This is a genomic window from Variovorax sp. 10N420 (assembly GCF_056394705.1).
Window position 1 is genome coordinate 230062 of the sequence record NZ_JBFTIJ010000003.1, and the last position, 21967, is coordinate 252028.

The window sequence follows — 21967 nt, forward strand, 5'->3', positions numbered from 1 at the left end:
ATGGGTCAGGCGGCGAGCGCCTCGCGCACGAAATCGAGCCTGTCCTGGCCCCAGAACATCTGGTCGCCGACGAACATGGTGGGCGCGCCGAACACGCCGCGCTCCACCGCCTCCTGGGTGACCGCCTTGAGGCGGTCTTTCACGTCCTGCGCGTTGGTCAGCGCGAGCAGTTTCGCAGCGTCGAAGCCCGCCTCCTGCAACACGGCGCCGACGATTGCAGCGTCGTTCAGGTTGCGCGGCTCGACCCACATGGCGCGATAGACCGCATCGACATAGGCCTGGAAGCGTTCCGGCTCATGCATCTGCATGCCCGTGGCGCCCCGCATCAACACGAGCGTGTTGATGGGGAAGTGAGGGTTGAACTTGATCGGCACCTTGTAGCGACGCGCAAAGCGCGCAAAGTCAGTGAAGATGTAGGGCGCCTTGGCCGGGATCGTTGCCGGCGAATGATTGCCCGTGGCCTGGAACACGCCACCCAGCAGCATCGGCTTCCAGACCAGTTCCGCACCTGCATCGGCGCAAATTTTCGGCAACTGCGTGGCCCCGAGGTAAGAGGCCGGGCTGCCGAAGTCGAAATAGAAGTCGACGGATCGCGCGGTCATGTTCGATCACTCCTTGAAGTAGACGATCTGGTTGCTGGTAGCCAGCAAGGCGCCCGTTTCGCTCCAGAGTTGGGCGGCCTGATCGAAGTAGCCATTGCGAAACTGCTGTCCGGTGGCGCGCCCCAGCAGGTAGCCGCTGCCGACCTGGTCGAGCAACGCGGAATCGGTGTGGAAATAGGTCGTGATCGATACCGTGCCGATCGGCACCGGCGTGGCACGCCGAAGCCAGACTCGAGGATAGAACGTATCGCTCAATGCGGCGAGCGATGCGAAATCCAGCGGGCGCGGTGCATCGTCGCGCAGCCACATCAGCGTTTCACTATGGTCACCGGTACCGTCCCATTTCGTGGGGATGACGCCCTTGATGGGGCGCATCTCATACCGCTGGAGCCATTCCACCTTGGCTGGACCGATGGTGAGGCGCGGCACCGCCTCCGGAGAAGGCACGTCGGGCATCGGCAAGTCGTTGGCACCCCAAGTCTCGCGGCGCACTGCCGTGACCACCGTCCCTGTCGTCGTGACGTGCCGCCTGCCGTCCGTGTCGGCCTGGGTCATCTCGACGGTCCAGTGCTGCGTCGAGCGATTGGTGCGCACTGGAATGGCAAGCACCTCGAACTCGCCCGCACCTGACGCGGCGGCATAGTTCACCGTCAGCGCGACGGGCTCGCCTAGCAACTCAGGATGCCGCAACACGGCCTGCAGCATCACCGCTGCGGTCGTGCCGCCGAATGGCCCGACCATGTTCCAGTAGTCCTGGCTGGTCGCGCCGGTGAAGAGCCCCGCGCGGATGTCGCTGTGCGTCAGCGCGAGGGCCTTGTCGAGGGGATGTGTGTTCATGGCGCGAGTTTGCCTCCGTGTCAACGAGTCGTGCAGTCGTGTGGGAGACGCCTGCTACTGCTCACAAACCCTCAGGCATCAGACGCGCTCGAAGATCCCTGCCGCGCCCTGCCCCATGCCCACGCACATCGTGACCATGCCGTACTTCAGCTTGTTGCGCTGCAGCGCGTGCACCACGGTCGCGGAGCGGATAGCGCCGGTCGCGCCCAGCGGATGCCCGAGCGCAATGGCGCCGCCCATCGGGTTGACCTTGGCCGGGTCGAGGCCCAGCGTGTTCATCACGGCAATGGACTGCGCCGCGAAGGCTTCATTGAGTTCGATCCAGTCGATGGCGTCCTGCGTCAGCCCGGCGTAGCGCAATGCCGCAGGGATGGCCTCGATCGGGCCGATGCCCATGATGTGCGGCGGCACGCCCTTGCTCGCAAAGCTTACAAATCGCGCGAGCGGTTTCAGGTCGAACTGCTTGCAAGCCTTCTCGCTGGCCAGGATGAGCGCGCCGGCGCCATCGGAAGTCTGCGAACTGTTGCCAGCCGTCACCGTGCCGCGTGCAGCAAACACGGTTCGCAGCCTGGCGAGGCCTTCGATCGACGTGTCGAGACGCGGACCTTCGTCGAGGCTGACCGTGCGGGCCTTCGAGATGACTTCGCCCGTCTCGAGGTTGGGCATGCGGTCGGTCACTTGGATCGGGGTAATCTCGGCGCTGAAATCGCCAGCCTTCTGCGCAGCCAGCGCGCGCTGGTGCGATTGCAGCGCGAACGCATCCTGCGCTTCGCGGCTGACCTTCCATTGCTGCGCCACTTTTTCTGCCGTGAGGCCCATCCCGTAGGCGATGCCCACGTCGCCGTCGCGCTCGAAGATCGACGGCGACAGCGAGGGCGAGTTGCCCATCATCGGCACCATGCTCATGCTTTCGACGCCGGCCGCGATCATCAGCTCCGCTTCGCCGACGCGGATGCGATCCGCCGCCATCTGCACGGCCGAGAGGCCGGATGCGCAGAAACGGTTGACCGTGATCCCGCCGATGCTGTTGGGCAGGCCCGCGAGCACCGCGCCGATGCGCGCCACGTTCAGGCCTTGCTGCGCCTCGGGAATCGCGCAACCGCAGATGATGTCCTCGATCGCCTTCGGATCGAGCCCCGGCACGGCGGCGAGCGCTGCCTTCAGCGTGGTCGCGAGCAGGTCATCGGGACGGTAGTTGCGAAAGTACCCGCGATGCGATTTACCGATTGGCGTGCGGGTGGCGGAGACGATGTAGGCGTCTTGAATTTGTTTGCTCATGATGTCTGTCCTTAGTTCCGCACGGGCTTGCCGGTGCTGAGCATGCCCATGATTCGCTCTTGCGTCTTGGGATGCACGATGAGCGAGCAGAAAGCCTTGCGCTCGAGCGTCATCAGGTATTCCTCGGTCACGAGCGAGCCGGCGTCGACGTCGCCGCCCGTCACCACTTCGGCGATCAGGCTGGCGATGTGGAAGTCGTGCGCGCTGATGAACCCGCCGTCGCGCATGTTGACCAACTGGCCCTTGATGGTGGCTGCTCCACTGCGGCCCGCTACCTTGAAGGTGCGGCGCAGCGGCGGGCGCCATCCGGCGTCGGCCATGGACCTGGCCTGCTGCAAGGCGACGTAGAGCAGTTCATCCTTGTTCGGCACGATGATGTCGCTGTCCAGCAGATAGCCGAGCTTCTTCGAATCGAGCGCGCCCGTGCCGACCTTCGCCATGGCCGCTGCTGTGAAGCCTTCCGTCAGGAAGGGCAGCAAGTCGGTGCCGGTCGAGGCTGCCGCGTTTTCTGCGGCGCGGCGTGCGATGTAGGTCAGACCGCCCGCGCCCGGGATGAGGCCGACACCCACTTCCACGAGCCCGATGTAGCTTTCCATCGCTGCGACGCGCTTTGCCGAGTGGACCGCGAGTTCGCAGCCGCCGCCCAGTGCCATGCCGCGAACGGCGGAGATCACCGGCACGCTGGCGTAGCGAATCTTGAGCATGACGTTCTGGAGTTCTTGCTCGGCCGATTCGACCGCACCGATGCCTGCGACCACAAAGGCGGGGAGCATGGCTTGCAGATCGGCGCCGACAGAGAAGACCTCGTCGGGCGACCAGATGACCATCGCCTTGTATTCCTTCTCGGCAAGCTCGACGCCCGCGGCCAAAGCTTCGGCGACGTCCGGGCTGATGGCGTGCATCTTCGAATGGATGCTGGCGATGAGCACTTCGCCGTCGAGCGTCCAGAGGCGCACGTCGCCTTCGTCCTGGATCGTGGTGCCGGCCTGGTTCGCGTCCGGAGCATTCGCGCCGAGAACGCTTTCAGGGAACAGCTGCCGCGCGTGCACCGGCAAACGGCGCCGCGCGACGAAGCGGCTCTGCGAGGCACTCCACGAGCCTTCGGGCGTATGCACGCCGCCGGCTTCGGCCACCGGGCCCTCGAAGACCCACTTCGGCAGCGGTGCGGTCGACAGCGCCTTGCCTGCATCGATGTCTTCCTGAATCCAGGTGGCGACCTGCTTCCAGCCCGCTTCCTGCCAGAGCTCGAACGGCCCCTGCTTCATGCCGAAGCCCCAGCGCATGGCGAAGTCGATGTCGCGCGCGCTTTCGGCGATGGTCGCGAGGTGAACCGCCGCATAGTGAAAGCTGTCGCGCAAAATCGCCCACAGGAACTGGCCCTGGGCGCCTTCGCTCTCGCGCAGGAGCTTCAGTCGCTCGGGAGCCGGTTTTTTGAGCATGCGTCCGTAGACTTCGTCCGCCTTGTCGCCCGAAGGCACGTATTCGCCCTTGGCAAGATCGAAGCGCAGGATGTCGCGACCGGCCTTCTTGAAGAAGCCGGCCTTGGTCTTCTGGCCGAGATTGCCGAGTTCGAGCAGCTTGGCAAGCACTGGCGGCGTCGCGAAGTTCGCATAGAACGGATCGCTCTTTTCGTCGAGGTTGTCTTGCAGCGTCTTGACCACGTGCGCCATCGTGTCGAGGCCCACCACGTCCGCCGTGCGGAAGGTACCCGAGCTGGCGCGGCCGAGTTTCTTGCCGGTGAGGTCGTCCACCACGTCGGACGTGAGGCCGAACTTCTCGACTTCCTTCAGCGTGGCCAACATGCCGGCGATGCCGACGCGATTGGCGATGAAGTTGGGCGTGTCGTGCGCGCGCACCACGCCCTTGCCGAGCGTGCTGGTGACAAAGGCTTCGAGCTCATCGAGCACCCTCGGCTCTGTGGTCGGTGTGTTGATCAGCTCGACCAGGAACATGTAGCGCGGCGGATTGAAGAAGTGAATGCCGCAGAAATGCGGCTTGAGCGCTTCCGGCAGCGCTTCGCTGAGCTTCGTGATCGACAGGCCCGATGTGTTCGAAGCAAGGATGGCGTGCTTTGCCACATGCGGCGCGATCTTCTTGTAGAGATCGAGCTTCCAGTCCATGCGCTCGGCAATCGCTTCGATCACGAGGTCGCATTCGCCGAGCTTGGCAAGATCGTCCTCGTAGTTGGCCTGTTCGATCAGGCCAGCATCGGCCACGTCGCCGAGCGGCGCAGGCTTGAGCTTCTTGAGATTGTCGATCGCACGAGAGACGATGCCGTTCTTCGGGCCCTCCTTGGCAGGCAGGTCGAACAGAACGACGGGCACGCGTACGTTGACGAGGTGGGCGGCGATCTGCGCCCCCATGAAACCGGCGCCGAGCACGGCGACCTTTTTCACTTGGAATCTGGACATAGCTGGACCTAAAAAAAGGATCGATTGGTTGGTGGAACACCGTGGAACCGGCTCCGCCGGGCCACCGGTGTTGCCCCCTCGAGGGGGGAGGCGGCTACACGAGGTGAGCAAGCAACGGGGGTGGGCTCCTCACATGCGGTTCCAGGTTTGCGTGCGCCAGAACGGCCCGAGGTAGCCGCGCACTTCCAGTTTCTTCCCGCCGTCGATCGGCGTGAAGCTCGCGCGATATTCCTTGCCGTTTTCGGGGTCGAGGATTTTTCCGCCTTCCCACACGTCCTTGCCCTCGGCTTTCTTGCCGCCCCGGATGATCTCCAGACCAGCGATCGGCTTGCCCTTGCGGTCATCGGTGCACTCCTCGCACACGGCGTCAGGCTTTGCATCCTTCCTAAGCGTCTTTTCGATGCGGCCTTGCAGTGCGCCGCCTGATTCGCTGATGCGGATTTCAGCCTTCGCCTCGCCAGTCTTGTCGTCGACGCTGCGCCAAAGCCCGACCGGGCTGACCTGCGCCAATGCCGACGCACTGCCGGCCACGAGGAAAATCACTGCGAGCAGGGATCTCATGGCGTTCAAGCCAGTGCGGCGTCCGTGTTCATGAGCGATGCGGCGCCGGCGCGCGCGGTACGCATCAGGGACGCTGTCTCGGGGAAGAGCTTGGCGAAGTAGAAGCGCGCCGTCTGCAGCTTGGCCTGGTAGAACGGGTCGGTGTTGCCGGCGGCGATCTCGCGCAGCGCCGTGCGCGCCATCAGCGCGAAGAGGTAGCCGAAGACGAAGTGACCGGCAACGCGCAGGTAGTCGACAGCCGCCGCGCCAACTTCGTCCGGGTTCTGGAAGCCCTTGAAGCCGATCTCGGTCGTGAACTTGGTGAGCTGCTCACCTAGCACCGCCACCGGCGTGATGAACTCGCTCATCTTTTCGTTGACGCCCTCTTCTTCCACCAGCTTGCCCACGAGCTTGCCAAACTTCTTCAAGGTCGCGCCGTTGTTGCCCAGCACCTTGCGGCCGAGCAAGTCGAGCGACTGGATGGTGTTGGTGCCTTCATAGATCATGTTGATGCGGTTGTCGCGCACGAACTGCTCCATGCCCCATTCCTTGATGAAGCCGTGGCCGCCGAAGACCTGCATGCAGGCGTTGGTGGAGATGTGCCCGTTGTCGGTGATGAAGGCCTTCACGATGGGGGTGAGCAACGCGACGATTTCTCCCGAGTCCTTGCGCACCTTCTCGTCTGGATGGTTGTGCTCCTTGTCGAGCAGCAACGTGCAGTAGATGGCCAGCGCGCGGCCGCCTTCGGCATAGGCCTTGGCAGTCATCAGCATCTTGCGCACGTCCGGATGCACGATGATCGGATCGGCTTCCTTGTCCTTGGCCTTGACGCCCGAGAGCGAGCGCATCTGGATGCGGTCCTTGGCATAAGCCAGCGCGTTCTGGAAAGCCACTTCGGTCAGGCCGAGCGACTGGTTACCCACACCCAGGCGCGCTGCGTTCATCATCACGAACATCGCGGCCAACCCTTTGTTGGGTTCGCCGACGAGCGTGCCGCTGGCGGCTTCGAGCACCATCTGCGCCGTCGCATTGCCGTGGATGCCCATCTTGTGTTCGAGGCCGCCGCAGTAGATACCGTTGCGGCTGCCGAGCGAGCCGTCGGCGTTCACGTTGAACTTCGGCACCACGAAAAGGCTGATGCCCTTGCTGCCCTTGGGCGCGTCCGGCAGGCGGGCAAGCACGAGGTGGATGATGTTCTCGGCCATGTCGTGTTCGCCGGCCGAGATGAAAATCTTGTTGCCGGTCAGCTTGTAGGTGCCATCGGCCTGCGGCTCGGCCTTGGTGCGCAGCATGCCGAGGTCGGTGCCGCAATGCGGTTCGGTCAGGCACATGGTGCCGGTCCATTCGCCGGTCGTGAGCTTGGGCAGGTAGGTCTTTTTCTGCGATTCAGTGCCGTGCGCCACGAGGGCTTCGTAAGCGCCGTGCGACAGGCCGGGGTACATCGTCCACGCCTGGTTGGCCGAATTGAGCATTTCGTAGATGCACTGGTTCACCACGAAAGGCAGGCCCTGGCCGCCGTAGGCCGGATCGCAGGACAGTGCCGCCCAGCCGCCTTCGACGTACTTCGCGTAGGCGTCCTTGAATCCCTTGGGCGTCCTCACTTCGTGCGTGGTCTTGTCGAGCACACAACCCTCTTCGTCGCCGCTGATGTTGAGCGGGAAGGTCACTTCGGACGCAAATTTGCCGCCTTCTTCGAGCACTGCGTTGATGGTGTCCGCATCGACTTCCGCATGCTTGGGCATCGCCTTGAATTCCTCGGTGACTTTCAGCACCTCGTGCATGACGAATTGCATGTCGCGAAGAGGTGGGGTGTAGGCGGGCATGTAGAGATCTCCGGATTTGAAAGAAGGATTGAAAGAAGGAATTGAGAGAAACAGGAACTGAAAGAACGATGCCGAGCTTGCGGCTCAGGGAACCGTCTTCAAGCGACGCCGCGCCGGGCGGGCGTTCGCGGCGGCAGTCGGAGCGTCGGACGATGCGCAGCGTGCCAGGATGTTGTCGAAACCGACGTTGGCTCGCGCGAGCGAATCGGGAGAGCGCAGAAAGCGCGCTTCGTAGTGCAGCGCCAGGATCAGTGCGTGGATCTCGAATGCGATCTGCTTCTCGTCAGCGTCCTCGCGCAGGTGGCCTTCGGACTTGGCCTGCACGACCGCTCGGTACATCGCGCCAAGCCACGTGTTGACCGAATCAGCGAGAGCGTCGCGCACCGGTCCGGGCCGATCGTCGAATTCGACCGCGCCGCTGATGTAGATGCAGCCCGAGTCGATCTCGGCAGACGTGCGCTTCATCCAGTTGGCAAAGAGCGCGCGCAGGCGCGGCAGTCCGCGCGGGGCATGCAGTGCTGGGTAGAAAACTTCCTGTTCAAAGCGCGAGTGATATTCGCGGACGACAGAAATCTGGAGTTCCTCGCGCGAGCCGAAGTGGGCGAAAACGCCCGACTTGCTCATCTGCGTCACTTCGGCAAGAGCGCCGATCGAAAGCCCTTCGAGGCCGATCTGGGCGGCGAGATTCAACGCCGCATCGATGATGACGGCCTTGGTCTGCTGTCCCTTCTGGGGCGCACGGGCGGACTTGGCGGAAGCGGAGGACACGGGCATTGCGTGGCTTGCAAAATAAAACGAACGATCGTTCTATTTTGCAGGACTTTTCTGTCCTCCGAAAGTGCAAAGACCCGCAACAGTCGCGGGTCTTTTTCTCATCCTGCCCCATTCCATCCTGCTGCTTGGCCTATTGCAGCGTTCCCCAACGCGAAACCGCCGGCTCGGCAGTTGCCCATTTCCAGCCATTCGCGCCTTGGCAAGCAAAGGTCACGAAGCGGGGCTGCGGGATTCCGGCGCTCTTCGCGTCCGCGTCGTCGACCGAAAACACCGCCTCCTTGCAAGCAGCCAGAGGTGTCTTGAAAGCTCGGGCGACGGTGACCTCGCCTTGCGCATTGCCGTAAGGCACGGAGTGCCGAATCTCCCAAGGGCGGCGCTCTCCGATTTCCATCTGGCCGACCACGGACGCGATCTGCGCCTGCTCTTCCTGGCTCAAGTGGCGCATGAACCTGTTGATGGATTCATTCACGCCCGCCTGCACGCCAATACCGACGGCCACGCCCACAGCCGGATTCGAAGCCGCAGCGCCGGACGCCACGCCTGTGACCGCGCCGGCAATGCCGCCGACAGATTTGCAGGCACTCAAAGCCGCAAGACACGCCATCACGGCGGCCAGCTTCAATCCCCCACGCGCAAGGACATCGATGGTCACTGCAACGATCCCCAGCGCTCTGTCGCGGGCTCGGCTGATGCCCAGGCCCAGCGGCTGCCGTTGCGGCAGATGGACGCCACATAGAACTCACTGGCCGGCAGCGCGTTCCTGCCGCTCTGCTCTACCGAAACGACGATCTCCTTGCAGTCGAGCTCGCCGGTACTGATGACACGGCTGACCGTGACGCGGCCGGCTTCTTCGGGTTCGAGCGGAAGCGAAAGCTTCGTCTTCCAAGGCTTGACCTGGCCGATCTTGAGCGGCCCGGCGATCTGCGCAATCTGGTGCTGCGCCTCTGCGTGGATCTTTCGCTGTCCGTACTGAACGCCGGAGCGCGCGATCGCCTGTACGCCGATGCCAATGCCAGCTGCGACGCCAGCGTTGTCCGTGAGCGCACCGGCGATTGCGCCGCCGGCAATACCGGCTCCGGCCGAAGCGCTTTCGCTCAGCAGCGAACCACACCCGCTCAGCGCCATTGCCGAGCTGAATGCGATGAGGCCCGCCAATGCGAGCCGATGGGAATAGAACATTTGAGCGCTGATCCTGACCGAAGAGACTTGGAATCCCGCAAGCGCGACAGACGCGGTTGGAGCGGAATTTCAAGTCTCGTCGATAGAACCAGCGACCTGTTCTCGACAGGAGCGCGACCTTTCTGATTTATCAGTAGGCCATCGCCATACGTAGCGCGTTCAGACGTTCAGAGCTTGAAGGGGACGACTTCCTGCCGTTGCTCTCCGAGACCCTCGATCCCCAGCGTCATGACGTCGCCCTTCTTCAGGAAGAGCGGCGGCTTCATGCCGAGGCCGACGCCCGGCGGCGTGCCGGTCGTGATCACGTCGCCGGGCATCAGGGTCATGAACTGGCTGAGATAGCTCACGATCTTGGCGACGCTGAAGATCATCGTCTTTGTGCTTCCGGTCTGCATGCGCTTGCCGTTAAGGTCGAGCCACATGCCAAGCTTCTGCGGGTTCGGAACATCGTCGCGCGTCACCAACCACGGACCGATCGGGCCGAAGGTGTCGCAGCCCTTGCCCTTGTCCCAGGTGCCGCCGCGCTCGATCTGGTATTCGCGCTCGCTGACATCGTTGATGGTGCAGTAGCCGGCCACGAAATTCAGCGCGTCCTTTTGCGACACATAGCGTGCGCGTGCGCCGATCACCACGCCCAGTTCGACTTCCCAGTCGCTCTTGACGGAGTTCTTGGGCAGCATGACGGCATCGTCAGGACCCTGGATGCAGCTGATGGCCTTCATGAAGACCACCGGCTCAGCCGGAATCGGGAGGCCCGATTCGGCCGCATGGTCGGCATAGTTGAGACCGATCGCGATGAACTTGCCGACGTTCGCAACCGGACAACCCAAGCGTGGCTTGCCCCTGACCAGCGGCAGCTTGTCGACCTTCGCCCGGCGCAGCTTGGCGATGGCGGCGTCGCCCAACTGCTCCGGGCCGATGTCCTTGACCAAGCCGCTGAGATCGCGCAGTTTGCCGTCTTCATCGATGAGGCCCGGCTTTTCCTTGCCCGGATTGCCATAGCGAACGAGTTTCATCAGTCAGTCCTTTCAGTTGCATGCATCAATAGGTCGAACGGCCACCCGAGAGGTCGAACACCGCGCCCGTGGAAAATGAACAATCCTCGGTGCAAAGCCACGCGACCATCGCCGCGATTTCCTCGACCTTGCCGAAGCGGCCCATCGGGATCTTCGACAACATGAACGCGATGTGCTCCGGCGTCATCTGGTCGAAGATTGCGGTCTTCACCGCTGCCGGCGTCACGCAGTTGACGCGAATACCGGTGTCGGCGAGTTCCTTGCCGAGCGATTTGGTCAGTGCAATCAGGCCTGCCTTGCTCGCGCTGTAGGCGCTGGCATTGGGGTTGCCTTCCTTGCCGGCGACTGAGGCGATGTTGACGATGCGGCCATAGCCCTGTGTCCGCATCTGCGCCACGACTTCACGGCAGCAGATGAAAGGACCGTTGAGGTTCACGTCCACCACTTGCCGCCACGCATCGACGGGATAGTCCCAGAGCTTGGTGTTCGGTCCGGTGATGCCGGCGCTGTTGATGAGCGCATCGATGCGGCGCGCCTGCGCAAGCGTCGCCGCGACTGCCTTTGCCACCGAAGGCTGCTGCGTCACGTCGACCGTGAGCGCGAAGGCCTTGGCTCCAAGCGCCCATGCAGCCTTGGTGGCGGCCTCGCCGTCGCGATCCCAGATGGTCACGCTGCCGCCGGAAGCCAGCAAACGTTGCGCTATGCCGTAGCCGAGTCCGGTGGCCCCGCCGGTCACGACTGCATGCCGGCCGGCGAAGTCGAGTTGATTCATATCGTGATGCCGCCATCGGCCGCGTAGGCCTGCCCGGTGACGAACTGCGATTCATCGCTGGCAAGGAACACGATCAGCGGCGCGATCTCTTCGGGCTGGGCCAGCCGGCCCATGGGCTGGCGCGCGACGAAAGCCTTGCGCGCTTCCACCGGATCGGGATTGGCGTTGATACGGTCGCCCAGGGACGGCGTGTCGACTGTGCCAGGGCACACCGCGTTGCAGCGAATTCCCTGCGCCACGTAGTCGGCCGCCACGCTCTTGGTCAGGCCGAGAACGGCCGCCTTGGTCGTGCCATACACGCAGCGGTTGGGCAGCCCCTTGATGCTGGAGCAAACGCTCGCCATGTTGATGATGCTGCCGCGGCCCTTCGCGAGCATGCCCGGCAGCACGGCCTGGATCAGCCGAAACTGCGCACGCACGTTGAGATGAAAGGCAAAGTCGAGATCGTCTTCGGTTGCCTGCAACGCCGTGCCGTTGTGCACGACGCCGGCGCAGTTGAAGAGCACGTCGAGCGCAGGCAGCGCCTTCACGAATGCGGCGATGGCGGCCTTGTCGAGCACATCGAGCTTCGACGCCTGGATGTTGGCGACGCCTGCGTAGCGTTCGAGCAGTTTCTCGTTGATGTCCGTTGCCCAGACTTGCGCGCCCTCAGCCGCGAGAGCGAGTGCGCTGGCGTAGCCGATGCCTTGTCCGGCTGCCGTCACGAGCACGGTCTTGCCCTGGAGTCTCATGCGATGCCCCTCGTTTTGAATCTGATGGGATGGCTTTGCGCCGCTTGCAATCGTCGCGTCGAGGGTTTCGCCCGATGGCCGCTGCGCGGTGCCAATCGTATTCTGAATTGGCCTGACCACTTGTCCAATTCAGGACAACCCTTAAGCCCGGCGCCAGCGCGCCGCCTGATTCGTGCCGCTACAGACCCTCGAACCGCGCCGTCTCTATCGCCAGATCGCCGACCAACTCCGCGACCTGATCGCGACAGGCGAATTTGCCACCGGCGATCGACTGCCCGCCGAGCGCGACTTGTCTCGCGCCCTTGGCGTGAGCCGGCCGTCGGTGCGCGAGGCGCTGATCGCGCTGGAAGTCGAAGGCTGGGTCGAGGTCAGGACAGGCTCCGGCGTGTACGTGCTCGATCGCTCGAAGCGGGCGGCTGCACCGGTCGAAGCGACCGAATGGGGGCCGCTCGAACTGATCCGCGCTCGGCGCGTGGTTGAAGGCGAAACGGCCGCCCTCGCCGCCACACTGGGCAAACGCAAAGACGTGGCCGCGATGACACGCGCGATCGAACAGATGCGCGAGCATGCCGACCGCAACGTGATGCCGCTCGAAGGGGACCGGGCTTTTCATCTCGCCATCGTGGATGCCTGCGGCAATGCGGTGTTGTCAGAAACCGTGCAGACCTTCTGGGATTCGCGCAATGGGCCCATCTTCACGCGGCTCGGCGGGTATTTTGAGACCGTGAAATCATGGCGCTGCGCCATCGCCGAGCATGAAGCCATCCGCGACGCCATTGCCGAGCGCGACGCGGAAGGCGCGCGCAAGGCGATGCATGCGCACATGGACAAATCGCACCAGAGATTCAGCGCGAGCTGGCGCCGCGCACAGGCTTCCTAGGACCCGACGATGAACCCATTTATTCGACTCCATCCCGCTGACGACGTGGTGATCGCACGCGGCCAACTGGTCGGCGGCACGCCGGTCGAAGGCGTCACCGCCCGCGGGCTGATTCCGCCCGGACACAAGGTTGCCGTGCGTGCCATCGCGCAGGGCGAACCCGTGCGCCGCTACAACCAGATCATCGGCTTCGCGAGCAAGCCGATCGCGCCCGGTGAACACGTACACACGCACAACCTCGACATGGGTCCGGACAAGGGGCATTTCGAGCGCGACTATGCCTTCGGCGCAGATGTGAAGCCCTCGCCCGCGCCGCGCGAAGCCACCTTCATGGGCATTCGCCGCGCAGATGGCCGCGTGGCAACCCGCAACTACATCGGCGTGCTGACCAGCGTGAACTGCTCGGCAACGGCTGCCCGGGCGATCGCCGATCACTTCTCGCGCAAGACGAACCCGGCGGCGCTCGCGGACTATCGGAACATCGACGGCGTGGTCGCGCTCACGCACGGCACGGGCTGTGGCATGGACACCGGCGGCATGGGCATGCAAATCCTGGAGCGCACGCTGACCGGCTACGCAACGCATGCCAACTTCGCCGCGGTTCTGGTGGTCGGCCTCGGCTGCGAGGCGAACCAGATCAACGCGTGGCTCGCCACCGGCAATCTCAGCGAAGGCGAGAACTTCCGCGTCTTCAACATCCAGGACACGGGCGGCACGCGCAAGACGGTCGAGAAAGGCGTGGCACTCATCAACGCGATGCTGCCGCGCGCGAATGCCGTGAAGCGCGAACCCTGCAGCGCTGCGCACATCACGATCGGGCTCCAATGCGGCGGCTCGGATGGCTATTCGGGCATCAGCGCCAATCCGGCGCTCGGCGCGGCGGTGGACCTGCTGGTCGCCCATGGCGGCACGGCGATCCTTTCGGAAACGCCCGAGGTGTACGGCGCCGAGCATCTGCTGACGCGCCGCGCGGTGCGCCGCGAAGTCGGTGAAAAGCTCGTCGAGCGCATCCGCTGGTGGGAGCACTACACCGCCATCAACGAAGGCGAGATGAACAACAACCCCTCTCCGGGCAACAAGGCCGGCGGGCTCACGACCATTCTCGAAAAATCGCTCGGCGCAGTGGCAAAGGGTGGCACCAGCAATCTCGAAGCGGTCTATGAATACGCAGAGCCCGTGCGTGCGCATGGCTTCGTCTACATGGACACGCCGGGTTACGACCCGGTCAGCGCGACAGGGCAAGTGGCCGGCGGCGCAAACATGATCTGCTTCACCACCGGGCGCGGCTCCGCCTATGGCTGCGCGCCCTCGCCTTCGCTCAAGCTGGCGACCAACTCAGCGCTTTGGCAGCGGCAAGAGGAAGACATGGACATCAACTGCGGCGAGATTGTCGAAGGCACGGTGTCCATCCAGGAAATGGGCCAGCGCATCTTCGACCTCGTGTTGGCAACCGCCTCGGGCGAGCATTCAAAGAGCGAAAAGCACGGCTACGGCCAGAACGAATTCGTGCCGTGGCAAGTCGGCGCGGTCATGTGACTGAGAAAAACAATGTCCAGAACACTTCACGCATCCACACTTCGAAAGCAAGTCGCAGCCATCATCCAGGCCGCGGGCAGCAGTCCGGCCGAGGCCGAACAGGTCGCAGGCAATCTCGTCCTCGCCAATCTGAGCGGACACGATTCGCATGGCGTGGGGATGGTGCCGCGCTATGTCGGCGCGGTCGCCGAAGGCGGGCTCAAGCCAAATGCATCCGTCAAGATCAATCTCGACGCAGGCGCGATGCTCTCGCTCGACGGCCAACACGGCTACGGGCAGATCGTCGGCGTGCAAGCCATGGAACTCGGCATCGCGCGCGCGAAGCAGCACGGTAGCTGCATCGTCTCTCTCGCGCATTCGCATCACCTGGGGCGCATCGGGCACTTCGCCGAAATGGCGACGGCGCAGGGGCTGGTGGCCATGCACTTCGTGAACGTGCTTTCGCGCCCTGTGGTGGCGCCGTGGGGCGGCGGGGATGGGCGCTTCGGCACCAACCCGTGCTGCATCGGCGTGCCGCTCGCGGGCGCGCAGCCGTTCATCCTCGACTTCGCCACCAGCCGCGTGGCCCAAGGAAAAATGCGGGTCGCCTACAACAAGGGCGAGCGTGTGGCTCCCGGACACCTGATCGACGAGCATGGGGCACCCACCAATGATCCCGGTGTCGTGGTTGTGCCCCAAAGCAATGGCCTCTTCGGGGCGCTCATGACTTTCGGCGAACACAAGGGTTATGGCATGGCAGTGGCTTGCGAACTGCTCGGCGGCGCACTGACGGGCGGCGGCACTTGGCACCGCCCGGCCGACACCGCCAAGACCGTTCTCAACGGCATGCTCGCGGTGTTGATCGACCCTGCGAAGCTGGGCACGCAAGCCACCTTCGAGCAGGAAGCACGCGCCTTCATCGATTGGCTGCGTCAGAGCCCGCCGGGCGCCGGCTTCGATGCCGTGCAGATCGCGGGCGAACCTGAGCGCAAGGCGCGCGCAGCGCGCGAGCAAGAAGGCATCTGGCTCGACGACGCGACCTGGCGCGAAATCGTCCAAGCAGGCAAACAGGTCGGTGTCGAAATCGACTGACGGGCCAGGGAGCGCGCTTCGATTGTTTCCAAACGAGTGACACCGCGCTTCCTTTTTCGAGGGTTTTTACTTAGTCTTCTAGCGCAAACTTCGTCTCACGGACCGGCAAACAAGCTGATCTGAGTGAACAGGCACAGAGCGCTGTCGCTTCCGGCAACGGATACCGACACACCCCGCGACCGGTTCGAAATCATCCATCGAATTGAAGGAACTGTGAAATGAAGACCTCGAAAATCGTCGCCGCCGCTGCCCTGACCTTGCTCGCAGCCGTGGGCGCACAAGCCGAAACCTATGACGGCGTCCATGCCCTGACCAACGGAAACACCCGCGCCGAAGTGGCTCCGGGCGCAGTGACGGCCGCACGCAGCGGCAACCCGTACAGCGACAGCGCCCAAGCCGGCGTGCAGAGCATTGCTTCGACGACCGACCGCAGCACCGTTCGCGAGGCAGCCGTTGCGGCAGCCCACAACCCGCTGCAAAGCCTTGACCGCCGTGCGTTCTATCGCGACCAAGTGCCTGCCGCTTACAGCAAGCCCAGGGTTTCGTTCACGCGCCAAGCCGCCCTGTAATCCACCGCGATCAGGTCGAAAGAGCCGGACCCGCATGTCGGGTCCGGCTTTTTTTCGTTTGATGGCTGATGCGCAGCCCGCCAATCAACGCGCTGGCTTGTGCCCGGACTCGCCGCTTTCGATCTGGCGCTGCAATTGCGCGCGCACGTAGTCCACGTGCTGGCGCAACGTGTAGACGCGGTCGGTGAAATCCAGCGGGAACTTGGTTTCGATGATTTCTTCCTCGATGTGATCGAGCCGGGCCAGGGCTTCGGCGCGCTCGCCCGCGTCGAGCTTGCGCGACGCCAGATCCTGTTCCAGGAATTTCAGTTCTCCGTAGCGCCGATACAGCCGGCTCTGGCGCCGCCAGGCGATCAGCTCGGGCAACACCCGCGCCAGCGGAATCAGGATGGCGGCCAGCGGCACGAGCAACAGAAGCAGCCGCTGCACGTAATTGGCAGCCCAGAACGGCAGGTAGTTCTGCAGGAACGGGCGGCCATTCTTGAAGTAGCGCTCCGCATCGGTCGACAGCGGAAAGTCCGCGGCACGCAAACTCGGAAAATCCTCCGGCCGATTGATGAGGCTCGGCTGCCTGTGCACCTGCCGGGCCGCTTCGAGCAGGAGATAGACCAGCGCCGGATGCAGTTCATCGCGCGCGACGAGGTTCGCGGTCGTGGCGAGCAGATTGATGTCGCGCGACGGCATGTCGCGCTTGGGGTCCACCGATCCGCGCTTCAGGCTCACCGGCTGGAAGTACGGAAAACGCCGCGCCAAGCCTTCGACATGATCGAGCGAAGCCAGCCGCACCGCGCTGTTCGCGAGAAGCGCCTGCACAGCCGGGGCCTCGGGCGCGGCGATGATGATGGCGGCATCCACCTGCCGGCTGGTGAGCAGGTCCGCTGCCGTCATGCCTCCGGCACTGACAAACGTGGTGCCATCGGCGGCGCTCTGCTGCCCATCGGCAACAGCCACCCCGTAGACCGACAACAGCTGGCTGGCGACCTTGTAGTTGCCGCTGCCCGGAACACCCACTGCAATGCGCTTGCCAGCGAGCGCCCCCAGCCCCTTCGACACATCGAGGCTGTGCGTGAAGATCCACACCGGCTCGAAAGCCACCGTGGCCAGTGAACGCAGCGGCGTCGCGTCGGGTGAAGTGTCTGGGTCGACGGCGAGAACGCCCGTCCCACCCTGGGCGAACGCGACCGACACCGAGCCCTCGTTCAGGCGTTGAAGGTTCTCGACGCCGCCGCTCGAAGTGCGCAGTTGGAGCGTGATGCCGTTGGCCTTCAATATCTCCTGGTAGCGCAGGCCGAATCGGTGATAGGCGCCGTCGATAACGCCGGTGCTCATCACGAGGGTCCGAGGCGGCGTCGGACTCACGTAGCGCACCACGGCCCAAATCAGCAATGTCAGCACTGCCACCAAGGCAAGCCAATACATCAGGCGTCTTGCGGTCGGCAGCGATGTAATGGCCGGAGTCTTCATGGTTGAAAGCGGGCTCGTTTCACGTCGCATTCTGACGACGAACTGTTTCAATGTCGCCGGCGCCACGCTGCGGGCTTGCGCTATGGTCGTCGGGTTTTTTCAAGTTCTCAAGGAGTGGTAGATGCATCAATTCGCACGGCACGGTTTCGCGCTGGTCCTGCTCGGCGCCCTCGGCGGCGCGCACGCACAAGGTCTGGACATGCTCAAAGGCCTCGCCGGAGGCTCGTCAGGCGCTTCGTCGCTGACTTCGGGAAGCGTGGGCAACGCCGCCGGTGTGCTGCAGTACTGCCTGAAGAACAACTATCTGAGCGGGGACGGCGCCTCGTCGCTGAAGGATCAACTGATGAGCAAGATCCCGGGCGGCAAGCCTGCGTCCGACGAGGGATTCGTGAACGGCTCACAAGGGATCTTGACCAGCAGCGACGGCAAGAAAGTCGATTTGACCGGCGGCGGGCTCAAGGCCGAACTGACGAAGCGGGCTTGCGATTTCGTCCTCAATCAAGCGAAGTCGATGATCTGACGCGCTCACCAGAGGCCGCCTTCAGAGCATCAGGGCGACAGCGGCGTCCAGGTGCTCTGACGGTGGCCGCCTGAAGCCCGAGCGCGCAAAGCGCTGGAGCCGCCCCACCACGAACGCGGTGAGCGCCGAAGCCCGCACTTGTGCATCGACCGTGGGAGTGGCGGCGCCGTCTTCGGAGGCCGCGTCACGCAGCGATTGACGCAGCGTCGCCTCGATCTTGTCGAAGAACTGGTTCATGCGACTTTGCAGGCGCTCGTTCTCGAAGACGAGCGCGTCGCCGACCATCACGCGAGTCATTCCCGGATTCTTCTCGGCAAACTGAACGAGCATCGCGATGATGCGCGTCGCCTGTTCGCGGCCTGCCGCATCGCGTTCGACGATCTGATTGATGAGCGTGAAAACGCTCTGCTCGATGAAGTCGATCAGACCCTCGAACATTTGCGCCTTGCTCGCGAAGTGGCGGTAAAGCGCGGCCTCGCTGACTTCAAGCCTCGCAGCCAGTCCAGCCGTGGTCACACGTTCGGCGCCGGGCTGTTCGAGCATGGCGGCGAGCGCCTGAAGAATCTGCACACGCCGTTCACCCGGCTTTGGCCGCTTGCGCGGCGCTACGGGCACCGGTTCTGAACTGCTGGGGGCGCCAAGGGCGCTTGACTCATCGTTCTGCATGGGCGCGTGCAAAATGTAAAAAAATGATTCTCGCACAGGGCAGTGAGTGCGTGCCTACAGGGCAAGTCCCTCTTGTCGCGCAGAATCTACAGGTAATTTCACCGTCCGAAGCAAAGCCATGAGCCCATCCATTCTTGTCACCGGCGGTGCCGGCTTCATCGGAAGCCATACCTGCGTAGCGCTCGCCGCGGCCGGCTACACCCCCGTGATTCTGGACAATCTCGGCAACAGCGATGCCCGGGTTCTGGAGCGGCTGAAGCGAATCATCGGCACTGCGCCGCGCTTCATCGAAGGCGACGTGCGCGAACGGCAACTACTCGACCGCGTCTTCCGCGAGCACGCGATCAGCGGCGTGATTCATTTTGCGGGGCTCAAGGCGGTCGGCGATTCGGTCGCCGATCCGATCACCTATTACGACAACAACGTCCACGGCTCCTTCGTGCTGGCGTCGGCCATGCAGGCTGCGGACGTGCGCACCCTGATCTTCTCGTCCTCCGCCACGGTGTACGGCGACCCCGACAGTTCCCCGATCCCGGAAGACGCGCCTCTGCGCCCGGCCAACCCCTACGGACGCTCCAAGCTCATGGTCGAAGAAGCGCTTTCGGACCTGCAGTACGCCCGACCCACCTGGAGCGTCGCGCTCCTGCGCTATTTCAATCCCGTCGGCGCGCACGACAGCGGCCTCATCGGCGAACATCCCCAAGGCAAGCCGAACAACCTGATGCCCTTCGTCTCCCAGGTCGCCGTCGGCCTGCGCGACAAACTCGCCATCCACGGCGGCGACTACCCCACCCCCGACGGCACCGGCGTCCGCGACTACGTGCACGTCATGGACCTGGCCGAAGGCCACGTCGCGGCATTGCGCCACGCCGAGCAAAAACCAGGATTGCTCAAGCTCAACCTCGGCACCGGCCAAGGCGCCTCAGTCCTCCAGGTCGTCAACGCATTCGAACGCGCCAGCGGCCGCCGCATTCCCTACGAGATCGGCCCAAGACGGCCCGGCGACGTCCCCGCCTACTGGGGCGATCCTTCGCTGGCGGAGTCGACCCTAGGCTGGCGCGCCCAGCGCAACCTGGACCAGATGTGCGCCGACAGCTGGCGCTGGCAACAAGCCAACCCCCGCGGCTACGAAGCCTAAAACACTCGCTCACCCACCGCCCCTTCCAGAAACACCGCGGAACTGGCTTCGCCAGGCCGCCGGTGTTGCCCCCGGTAGGGGGTTGGCGAAGCGACACGAAGTGCGCGCAGCTTGGGGGCGAGCTCAGCTACCTCGCCCTGATCATCGTCCCGAAAGCCTGCTCAGTCAGGATTTCAAGCAGCATTGCATGGGGAACGCGGCCATCGATGATGTGCACCGCGTTCACGCCGCTCTTGGCGGCATCGAGTGCACCTTCGATCTTCGGCAGCATGCCGCCCGAAATCGTGCCATCCGCAAAGAGCTCATCGATCTCGCGCGCGCTCAGGTTGGTCAGCAAATTGCCGCTCTTGTCCAGAACGCCAGGGGTGTTGGTGAGCATCATCAGCTTTTCGGCCTTGAGCACGGTCGCCAGCTTGCCGGCGACAACGTCGGCATTGATGTTGTAGCTTTCGTTTTGCTCTCCGAACCCGATGGGGCTCACGACCGGGATGAAGGCATCGTCCTGCAACGCCTTGACCACGCTCGGGTCGATCGAGACGATGTCGCCGACCTGCCCCACGTCATGCTCGAGGCTGGGATCGTTCCGGTCGGCCATCTTGAGCTTCTGCGCGCGAATGAGCCCGCCGTCACGCCCCGTCAGCCCCACCGCCTTGCCGCCGGCCTGGTTGATGAGCCCGACGATGTCCTGCTGCACTTCGCCGGCCAGCACCCACTCGACAACTTCCATGGTTTCGGAGTCCGTCACCCGCATGCCCTGGATGAAGTGCCCCTTCTTGCCGAGCCGGTTGAGCGCCGCCTCGATCTGCGGACCACCGCCATGCACTACCACCGGGTTCATGCCGACCAGCTTGAGCAGCACCACATCCTCTGCAAAGTCGGCCTGAAGCTCGGGGTCCGTCATGGCGTTGCCGCCGTACTTGATGACGATGGTCTTGCCGTGGAACTTGCGGATGTAGGGCAGCGCCTGGGCCAGGATCTCTGCCTTGTCGCGGGGCGGAATATTGACGATTGGATCGGGCATGTTTGGACGATCAAAAAGACGGGTTGGGACAATTGTGGCTCACGGTCGCAGCCAGCGAGGCACCTTGAATCTCACGATCATGAGATAGGCGGCCACGTAAGTCGCGACGAACAACGCACAGAACGCGATCAGCACCGGAGTGTTGTTCCAGAACAGCACGGCAGGCACCACCGTCAGCGCCGCGAAGATCCAGAGATACGGCGACGTCCTGTTGTTACGCGCCAGCAGTTGCCGCGCTTCGTCGTCGGCAAAGGCTACGCGCACGATGCGCCGGAAGATCAGCTGGTGAAAGTGAAGCGCGTCCGCCATGCCCGGCGACTGGCCGCGAGCGACCTTCCGGTAGATGGAAAAGACCGTCTCCCACACCGGATAGATCAGCAGCAACATCGGGAACCACGGCGAGACGACCCGGTGGCGCTGAACCAGCGTCACCGCGGCCACGGCAATCACCATGCCCCAGACATAGGCACCGCCGTCGCCGGCGAAGATCTTGCCGCGCGGGTAGTTCCAGATGAGAAAGCCGAGCGTGGCGCCGACCAGGCACATCACCATCGCTGCGAGTTGCCGGTCACCGACCTGAAGGGCCACGTGCGAAATCGCGAGGCAGACCAGCACCGCGACCGTACCGGCCAAGCCGTTGTACCCGTCGATGATGTTGAAGGCGTGCGGAAGACCGCCGATGGCAAGCGCCGCGAACACCATCGCCGCGAACGGCGCGGCCTGCAGCCAGCCATCGATCATTGGGAAACCGGTGCGGGCCACCCCCAGGTGCAGCACCCAGCACACCAGAAGCGCCGAGCCGATGGTGAGACCGAGCCGATAGCGCACCGAGACTCTCTGCGTCACATCCTCCACGATGCCGCCGAGGGCAGCCGGAGCGAGGCAAAGCAGCGTCAAGCCGGAGGTCTTGAGTGGCCAGGACACATTGAATGGATCGGAACTGATGCCGGCGACCAACCACGCAATGCCCATCCCGAGGAGGATGCCCGCACCGCCCAGTCGCGGCACATGGCCCCTGTGAAAACGCTGCGGCATGTCGGCCGCGTAGCGCCTCGCATGGCGGCGCGCGCGGCGCATGAAGATCTGAACGCCGATGGCGGAGATGAGGAAGCTGATGACGATCAGTGCAATCATGGGTG

General features: G+C 63.9%; 22 protein-coding genes. 6 read left to right on the forward strand and 16 right to left on the reverse strand.

Annotated elements, in window-relative coordinates; all coding sequences use genetic code 11:
* Nucleotides 1-5 precede the first annotated feature (5 nt).
* The 12 genes from AC1DEK_RS09170 to AC1DEK_RS09225 all read right to left on the reverse strand — a co-directional run bounded on the left by AC1DEK_RS09170 (nucleotide 6) and on the right by AC1DEK_RS09225 (nucleotide 11963).
* Nucleotides 6-602, reverse strand: coding sequence for a DsbA family protein (locus tag AC1DEK_RS09170; RefSeq protein ID WP_478124911.1), 597 nt, complete (start codon nucleotides 600-602; stop codon nucleotides 6-8).
* Between the two features lie 6 nt (nucleotides 603-608).
* Nucleotides 609-1439 carry an acyl-CoA thioesterase gene (locus tag AC1DEK_RS09175; RefSeq protein WP_478124912.1) on the reverse strand — a complete coding sequence of 277 codons (831 nt, stop codon included), beginning with the start codon at nucleotides 1437-1439 and terminating at the stop codon, nucleotides 609-611.
* A gap of 78 nt (nucleotides 1440-1517) precedes the next feature.
* Nucleotides 1518-2717 carry an acetyl-CoA C-acyltransferase gene (locus AC1DEK_RS09180; RefSeq protein WP_478124913.1) on the reverse strand — a complete coding sequence of 400 codons (1200 nt, stop codon included), beginning with the start codon at nucleotides 2715-2717 and terminating at the stop codon, nucleotides 1518-1520.
* An 11-nt stretch (nucleotides 2718-2728) separates the two neighbouring features.
* A complete protein-coding gene (locus AC1DEK_RS09185) occupies nucleotides 2729-5128 on the reverse strand; it encodes a 3-hydroxyacyl-CoA dehydrogenase/enoyl-CoA hydratase family protein (protein ID WP_478124914.1) in 2400 nt (799 codons plus the stop codon).
* A gap of 129 nt (nucleotides 5129-5257) precedes the next feature.
* Nucleotides 5258-5689 carry a DUF2147 domain-containing protein gene (locus AC1DEK_RS09190; protein WP_478124915.1) on the reverse strand — a complete coding sequence of 144 codons (432 nt, stop codon included), beginning with the start codon at nucleotides 5687-5689 and terminating at the stop codon, nucleotides 5258-5260.
* Nucleotides 5690-5694: 5 nt separating this feature from the next.
* Nucleotides 5695-7491 carry an acyl-CoA dehydrogenase C-terminal domain-containing protein gene (locus AC1DEK_RS09195; protein WP_478124916.1) on the reverse strand — a complete coding sequence of 599 codons (1797 nt, stop codon included), beginning with the start codon at nucleotides 7489-7491 and terminating at the stop codon, nucleotides 5695-5697.
* Between the two features lie 84 nt (nucleotides 7492-7575).
* A complete protein-coding gene (locus AC1DEK_RS09200) occupies nucleotides 7576-8265 on the reverse strand; it encodes a TetR/AcrR family transcriptional regulator (RefSeq protein WP_478124917.1) in 690 nt (229 codons plus the stop codon).
* A 130-nt stretch (nucleotides 8266-8395) separates the two neighbouring features.
* A complete protein-coding gene (locus AC1DEK_RS09205) occupies nucleotides 8396-8917 on the reverse strand; it encodes a hypothetical protein (RefSeq protein ID WP_478124918.1) in 522 nt (173 codons plus the stop codon).
* A complete protein-coding gene (locus tag AC1DEK_RS09210) occupies nucleotides 8914-9444 on the reverse strand; it encodes a hypothetical protein (protein ID WP_478124919.1) in 531 nt (176 codons plus the stop codon). Before AC1DEK_RS09210 ends, AC1DEK_RS09205 begins: the two co-directional genes overlap by 4 nt.
* Before the next feature lie 167 nt (nucleotides 9445-9611).
* Nucleotides 9612-10460 (reverse strand): fumarylacetoacetate hydrolase family protein, encoded by an 849-nt coding sequence (locus tag AC1DEK_RS09215; protein ID WP_478124920.1) that lies wholly within the window; start codon nucleotides 10458-10460, stop codon nucleotides 9612-9614.
* Nucleotides 10461-10485: 25 nt separating this feature from the next.
* On the reverse strand, nucleotides 10486-11232 hold the full coding sequence (locus AC1DEK_RS09220; protein WP_478124921.1) for an SDR family NAD(P)-dependent oxidoreductase: 747 nt from the start codon (nucleotides 11230-11232) through the stop codon (nucleotides 10486-10488).
* Nucleotides 11229-11963 (reverse strand): SDR family oxidoreductase, encoded by a 735-nt coding sequence (locus tag AC1DEK_RS09225; protein ID WP_478124922.1) that lies wholly within the window; start codon nucleotides 11961-11963, stop codon nucleotides 11229-11231. The genes AC1DEK_RS09220 and AC1DEK_RS09225 overlap by 4 nt, the downstream gene beginning before the upstream one ends.
* A 172-nt stretch (nucleotides 11964-12135) precedes the next feature.
* On the opposite strand from AC1DEK_RS09225, the gene AC1DEK_RS09230 reads away from it, so the two are divergent.
* The 4 genes from AC1DEK_RS09230 (at nucleotide 12136) to AC1DEK_RS09245 (ending at nucleotide 16019) form a co-directional block, all read left to right on the forward strand.
* Nucleotides 12136-12843: a FadR/GntR family transcriptional regulator gene (locus AC1DEK_RS09230; RefSeq protein WP_478124923.1), complete on the forward strand. Its 708-nt coding sequence runs from the start codon at nucleotides 12136-12138 to the stop codon at nucleotides 12841-12843.
* A gap of 9 nt (nucleotides 12844-12852) precedes the next feature.
* Nucleotides 12853-14379 (forward strand): UxaA family hydrolase, encoded by a 1527-nt coding sequence (locus tag AC1DEK_RS09235; RefSeq protein ID WP_478124924.1) that lies wholly within the window; start codon nucleotides 12853-12855, stop codon nucleotides 14377-14379.
* 12 nt (nucleotides 14380-14391) lie between these two features.
* Nucleotides 14392-15450: a malate/lactate/ureidoglycolate dehydrogenase gene (locus AC1DEK_RS09240; RefSeq protein ID WP_478124925.1), complete on the forward strand. Its 1059-nt coding sequence runs from the start codon at nucleotides 14392-14394 to the stop codon at nucleotides 15448-15450.
* A 218-nt stretch (nucleotides 15451-15668) separates the two neighbouring features.
* On the forward strand, nucleotides 15669-16019 hold the full coding sequence (locus tag AC1DEK_RS09245; protein ID WP_478124926.1) for an alpha/beta hydrolase: 351 nt from the start codon (nucleotides 15669-15671) through the stop codon (nucleotides 16017-16019).
* An 84-nt stretch (nucleotides 16020-16103) separates the two neighbouring features.
* Here the strand turns inward: AC1DEK_RS09245 and AC1DEK_RS09250 are convergent, their stop codons facing one another.
* The gene (locus AC1DEK_RS09250) at nucleotides 16104-17483 is read right to left on the reverse strand and encodes a TAXI family TRAP transporter solute-binding subunit (protein WP_478124927.1); all 1380 of its coding nucleotides are present in this window, start codon (nucleotides 17481-17483) and stop codon (nucleotides 16104-16106) included.
* Between the two features lie 121 nt (nucleotides 17484-17604).
* On the opposite strand from AC1DEK_RS09250, the gene AC1DEK_RS09255 reads away from it, so the two are divergent.
* Complete coding sequence (locus tag AC1DEK_RS09255) at nucleotides 17605-18003, forward strand: YjjA family protein (RefSeq protein ID WP_478124928.1); 399 nt, start codon at nucleotides 17605-17607, stop codon at nucleotides 18001-18003.
* Between the two features lie 21 nt (nucleotides 18004-18024).
* Here AC1DEK_RS09255 and slmA read toward each other — a convergent pair whose 3' ends face one another.
* Complete coding sequence (gene slmA, locus AC1DEK_RS09260) at nucleotides 18025-18669, reverse strand: nucleoid occlusion factor SlmA (RefSeq protein WP_478124929.1); 645 nt, start codon at nucleotides 18667-18669, stop codon at nucleotides 18025-18027.
* 118 nt (nucleotides 18670-18787) lie between these two features.
* On the opposite strand from slmA, the gene galE reads away from it, so the two are divergent.
* On the forward strand, nucleotides 18788-19807 hold the full coding sequence (gene galE / locus AC1DEK_RS09265) for a UDP-glucose 4-epimerase GalE (protein WP_478124930.1): 1020 nt from the start codon (nucleotides 18788-18790) through the stop codon (nucleotides 19805-19807).
* 127 nt (nucleotides 19808-19934) lie between these two features.
* Here galE and argB read toward each other — a convergent pair whose 3' ends face one another.
* Both argB and AC1DEK_RS09275 read right to left on the reverse strand, forming a co-directional pair.
* A complete protein-coding gene (gene argB, locus AC1DEK_RS09270) occupies nucleotides 19935-20828 on the reverse strand; it encodes an acetylglutamate kinase (RefSeq protein ID WP_478124931.1) in 894 nt (297 codons plus the stop codon).
* Nucleotides 20829-20867: 39 nt separating this feature from the next.
* A complete protein-coding gene (locus AC1DEK_RS09275) occupies nucleotides 20868-21962 on the reverse strand; it encodes an MraY family glycosyltransferase (RefSeq protein WP_478124932.1) in 1095 nt (364 codons plus the stop codon).
* Nucleotides 21963-21967 lie beyond the last annotated feature (5 nt).

Excerpts from the sequence above, each read along its gene's own strand:
- AC1DEK_RS09225 (WP_478124922.1), bottom strand. The coding sequence starts at position 11,963 with ATGAGACTCCAGGGCAAGACCGTGCTCGTGACGGCAGCCGGACAAGGC.
- AC1DEK_RS09185 (WP_478124914.1), bottom strand. The coding sequence starts at position 5,128 with ATGTCCAGATTCCAAGTGAAAAAGGTCGCCGTGCTCGGCGCCGGTTTC.
- AC1DEK_RS09170 (WP_478124911.1), bottom strand. The coding sequence starts at position 602 with ATGACCGCGCGATCCGTCGACTTCTATTTCGACTTCGGCAGCCCGGCC.
- AC1DEK_RS09200 (WP_478124917.1), bottom strand. The coding sequence starts at position 8,265 with ATGCCCGTGTCCTCCGCTTCCGCCAAGTCCGCCCGTGCGCCCCAGAAG.
- AC1DEK_RS09250 (WP_478124927.1), bottom strand. The coding sequence starts at position 17,483 with ATGAAGACTCCGGCCATTACATCGCTGCCGACCGCAAGACGCCTGATG.
- AC1DEK_RS09245 (WP_478124926.1), top strand. The coding sequence starts at position 15,669 with ATGAAGACCTCGAAAATCGTCGCCGCCGCTGCCCTGACCTTGCTCGCA.
- AC1DEK_RS09190 (WP_478124915.1), bottom strand. The coding sequence starts at position 5,689 with ATGAGATCCCTGCTCGCAGTGATTTTCCTCGTGGCCGGCAGTGCGTCG.
- AC1DEK_RS09175 (WP_478124912.1), bottom strand. The coding sequence starts at position 1,439 with ATGAACACACATCCCCTCGACAAGGCCCTCGCGCTGACGCACAGCGAC.
- AC1DEK_RS09215 (WP_478124920.1), bottom strand. The coding sequence starts at position 10,460 with ATGAAACTCGTTCGCTATGGCAATCCGGGCAAGGAAAAGCCGGGCCTC.
- AC1DEK_RS09255 (WP_478124928.1), top strand. The coding sequence starts at position 17,605 with ATGCATCAATTCGCACGGCACGGTTTCGCGCTGGTCCTGCTCGGCGCC.
- AC1DEK_RS09220 (WP_478124921.1), bottom strand. The coding sequence starts at position 11,232 with ATGAATCAACTCGACTTCGCCGGCCGGCATGCAGTCGTGACCGGCGGG.
- galE (WP_478124930.1), top strand. The coding sequence starts at position 18,788 with ATGAGCCCATCCATTCTTGTCACCGGCGGTGCCGGCTTCATCGGAAGC.
- AC1DEK_RS09210 (WP_478124919.1), bottom strand. The coding sequence starts at position 9,444 with ATGTTCTATTCCCATCGGCTCGCATTGGCGGGCCTCATCGCATTCAGC.
- AC1DEK_RS09180 (WP_478124913.1), bottom strand. The coding sequence starts at position 2,717 with ATGAGCAAACAAATTCAAGACGCCTACATCGTCTCCGCCACCCGCACG.
- AC1DEK_RS09195 (WP_478124916.1), bottom strand. The coding sequence starts at position 7,491 with ATGCCCGCCTACACCCCACCTCTTCGCGACATGCAATTCGTCATGCAC.
- slmA (WP_478124929.1), bottom strand. The coding sequence starts at position 18,669 with ATGCAGAACGATGAGTCAAGCGCCCTTGGCGCCCCCAGCAGTTCAGAA.
- AC1DEK_RS09240 (WP_478124925.1), top strand. The coding sequence starts at position 14,392 with ATGTCCAGAACACTTCACGCATCCACACTTCGAAAGCAAGTCGCAGCC.
- argB (WP_478124931.1), bottom strand. The coding sequence starts at position 20,828 with ATGCCCGATCCAATCGTCAATATTCCGCCCCGCGACAAGGCAGAGATC.
- AC1DEK_RS09275 (WP_478124932.1), bottom strand. The coding sequence starts at position 21,962 with ATGATTGCACTGATCGTCATCAGCTTCCTCATCTCCGCCATCGGCGTT.
- AC1DEK_RS09235 (WP_478124924.1), top strand. The coding sequence starts at position 12,853 with ATGAACCCATTTATTCGACTCCATCCCGCTGACGACGTGGTGATCGCA.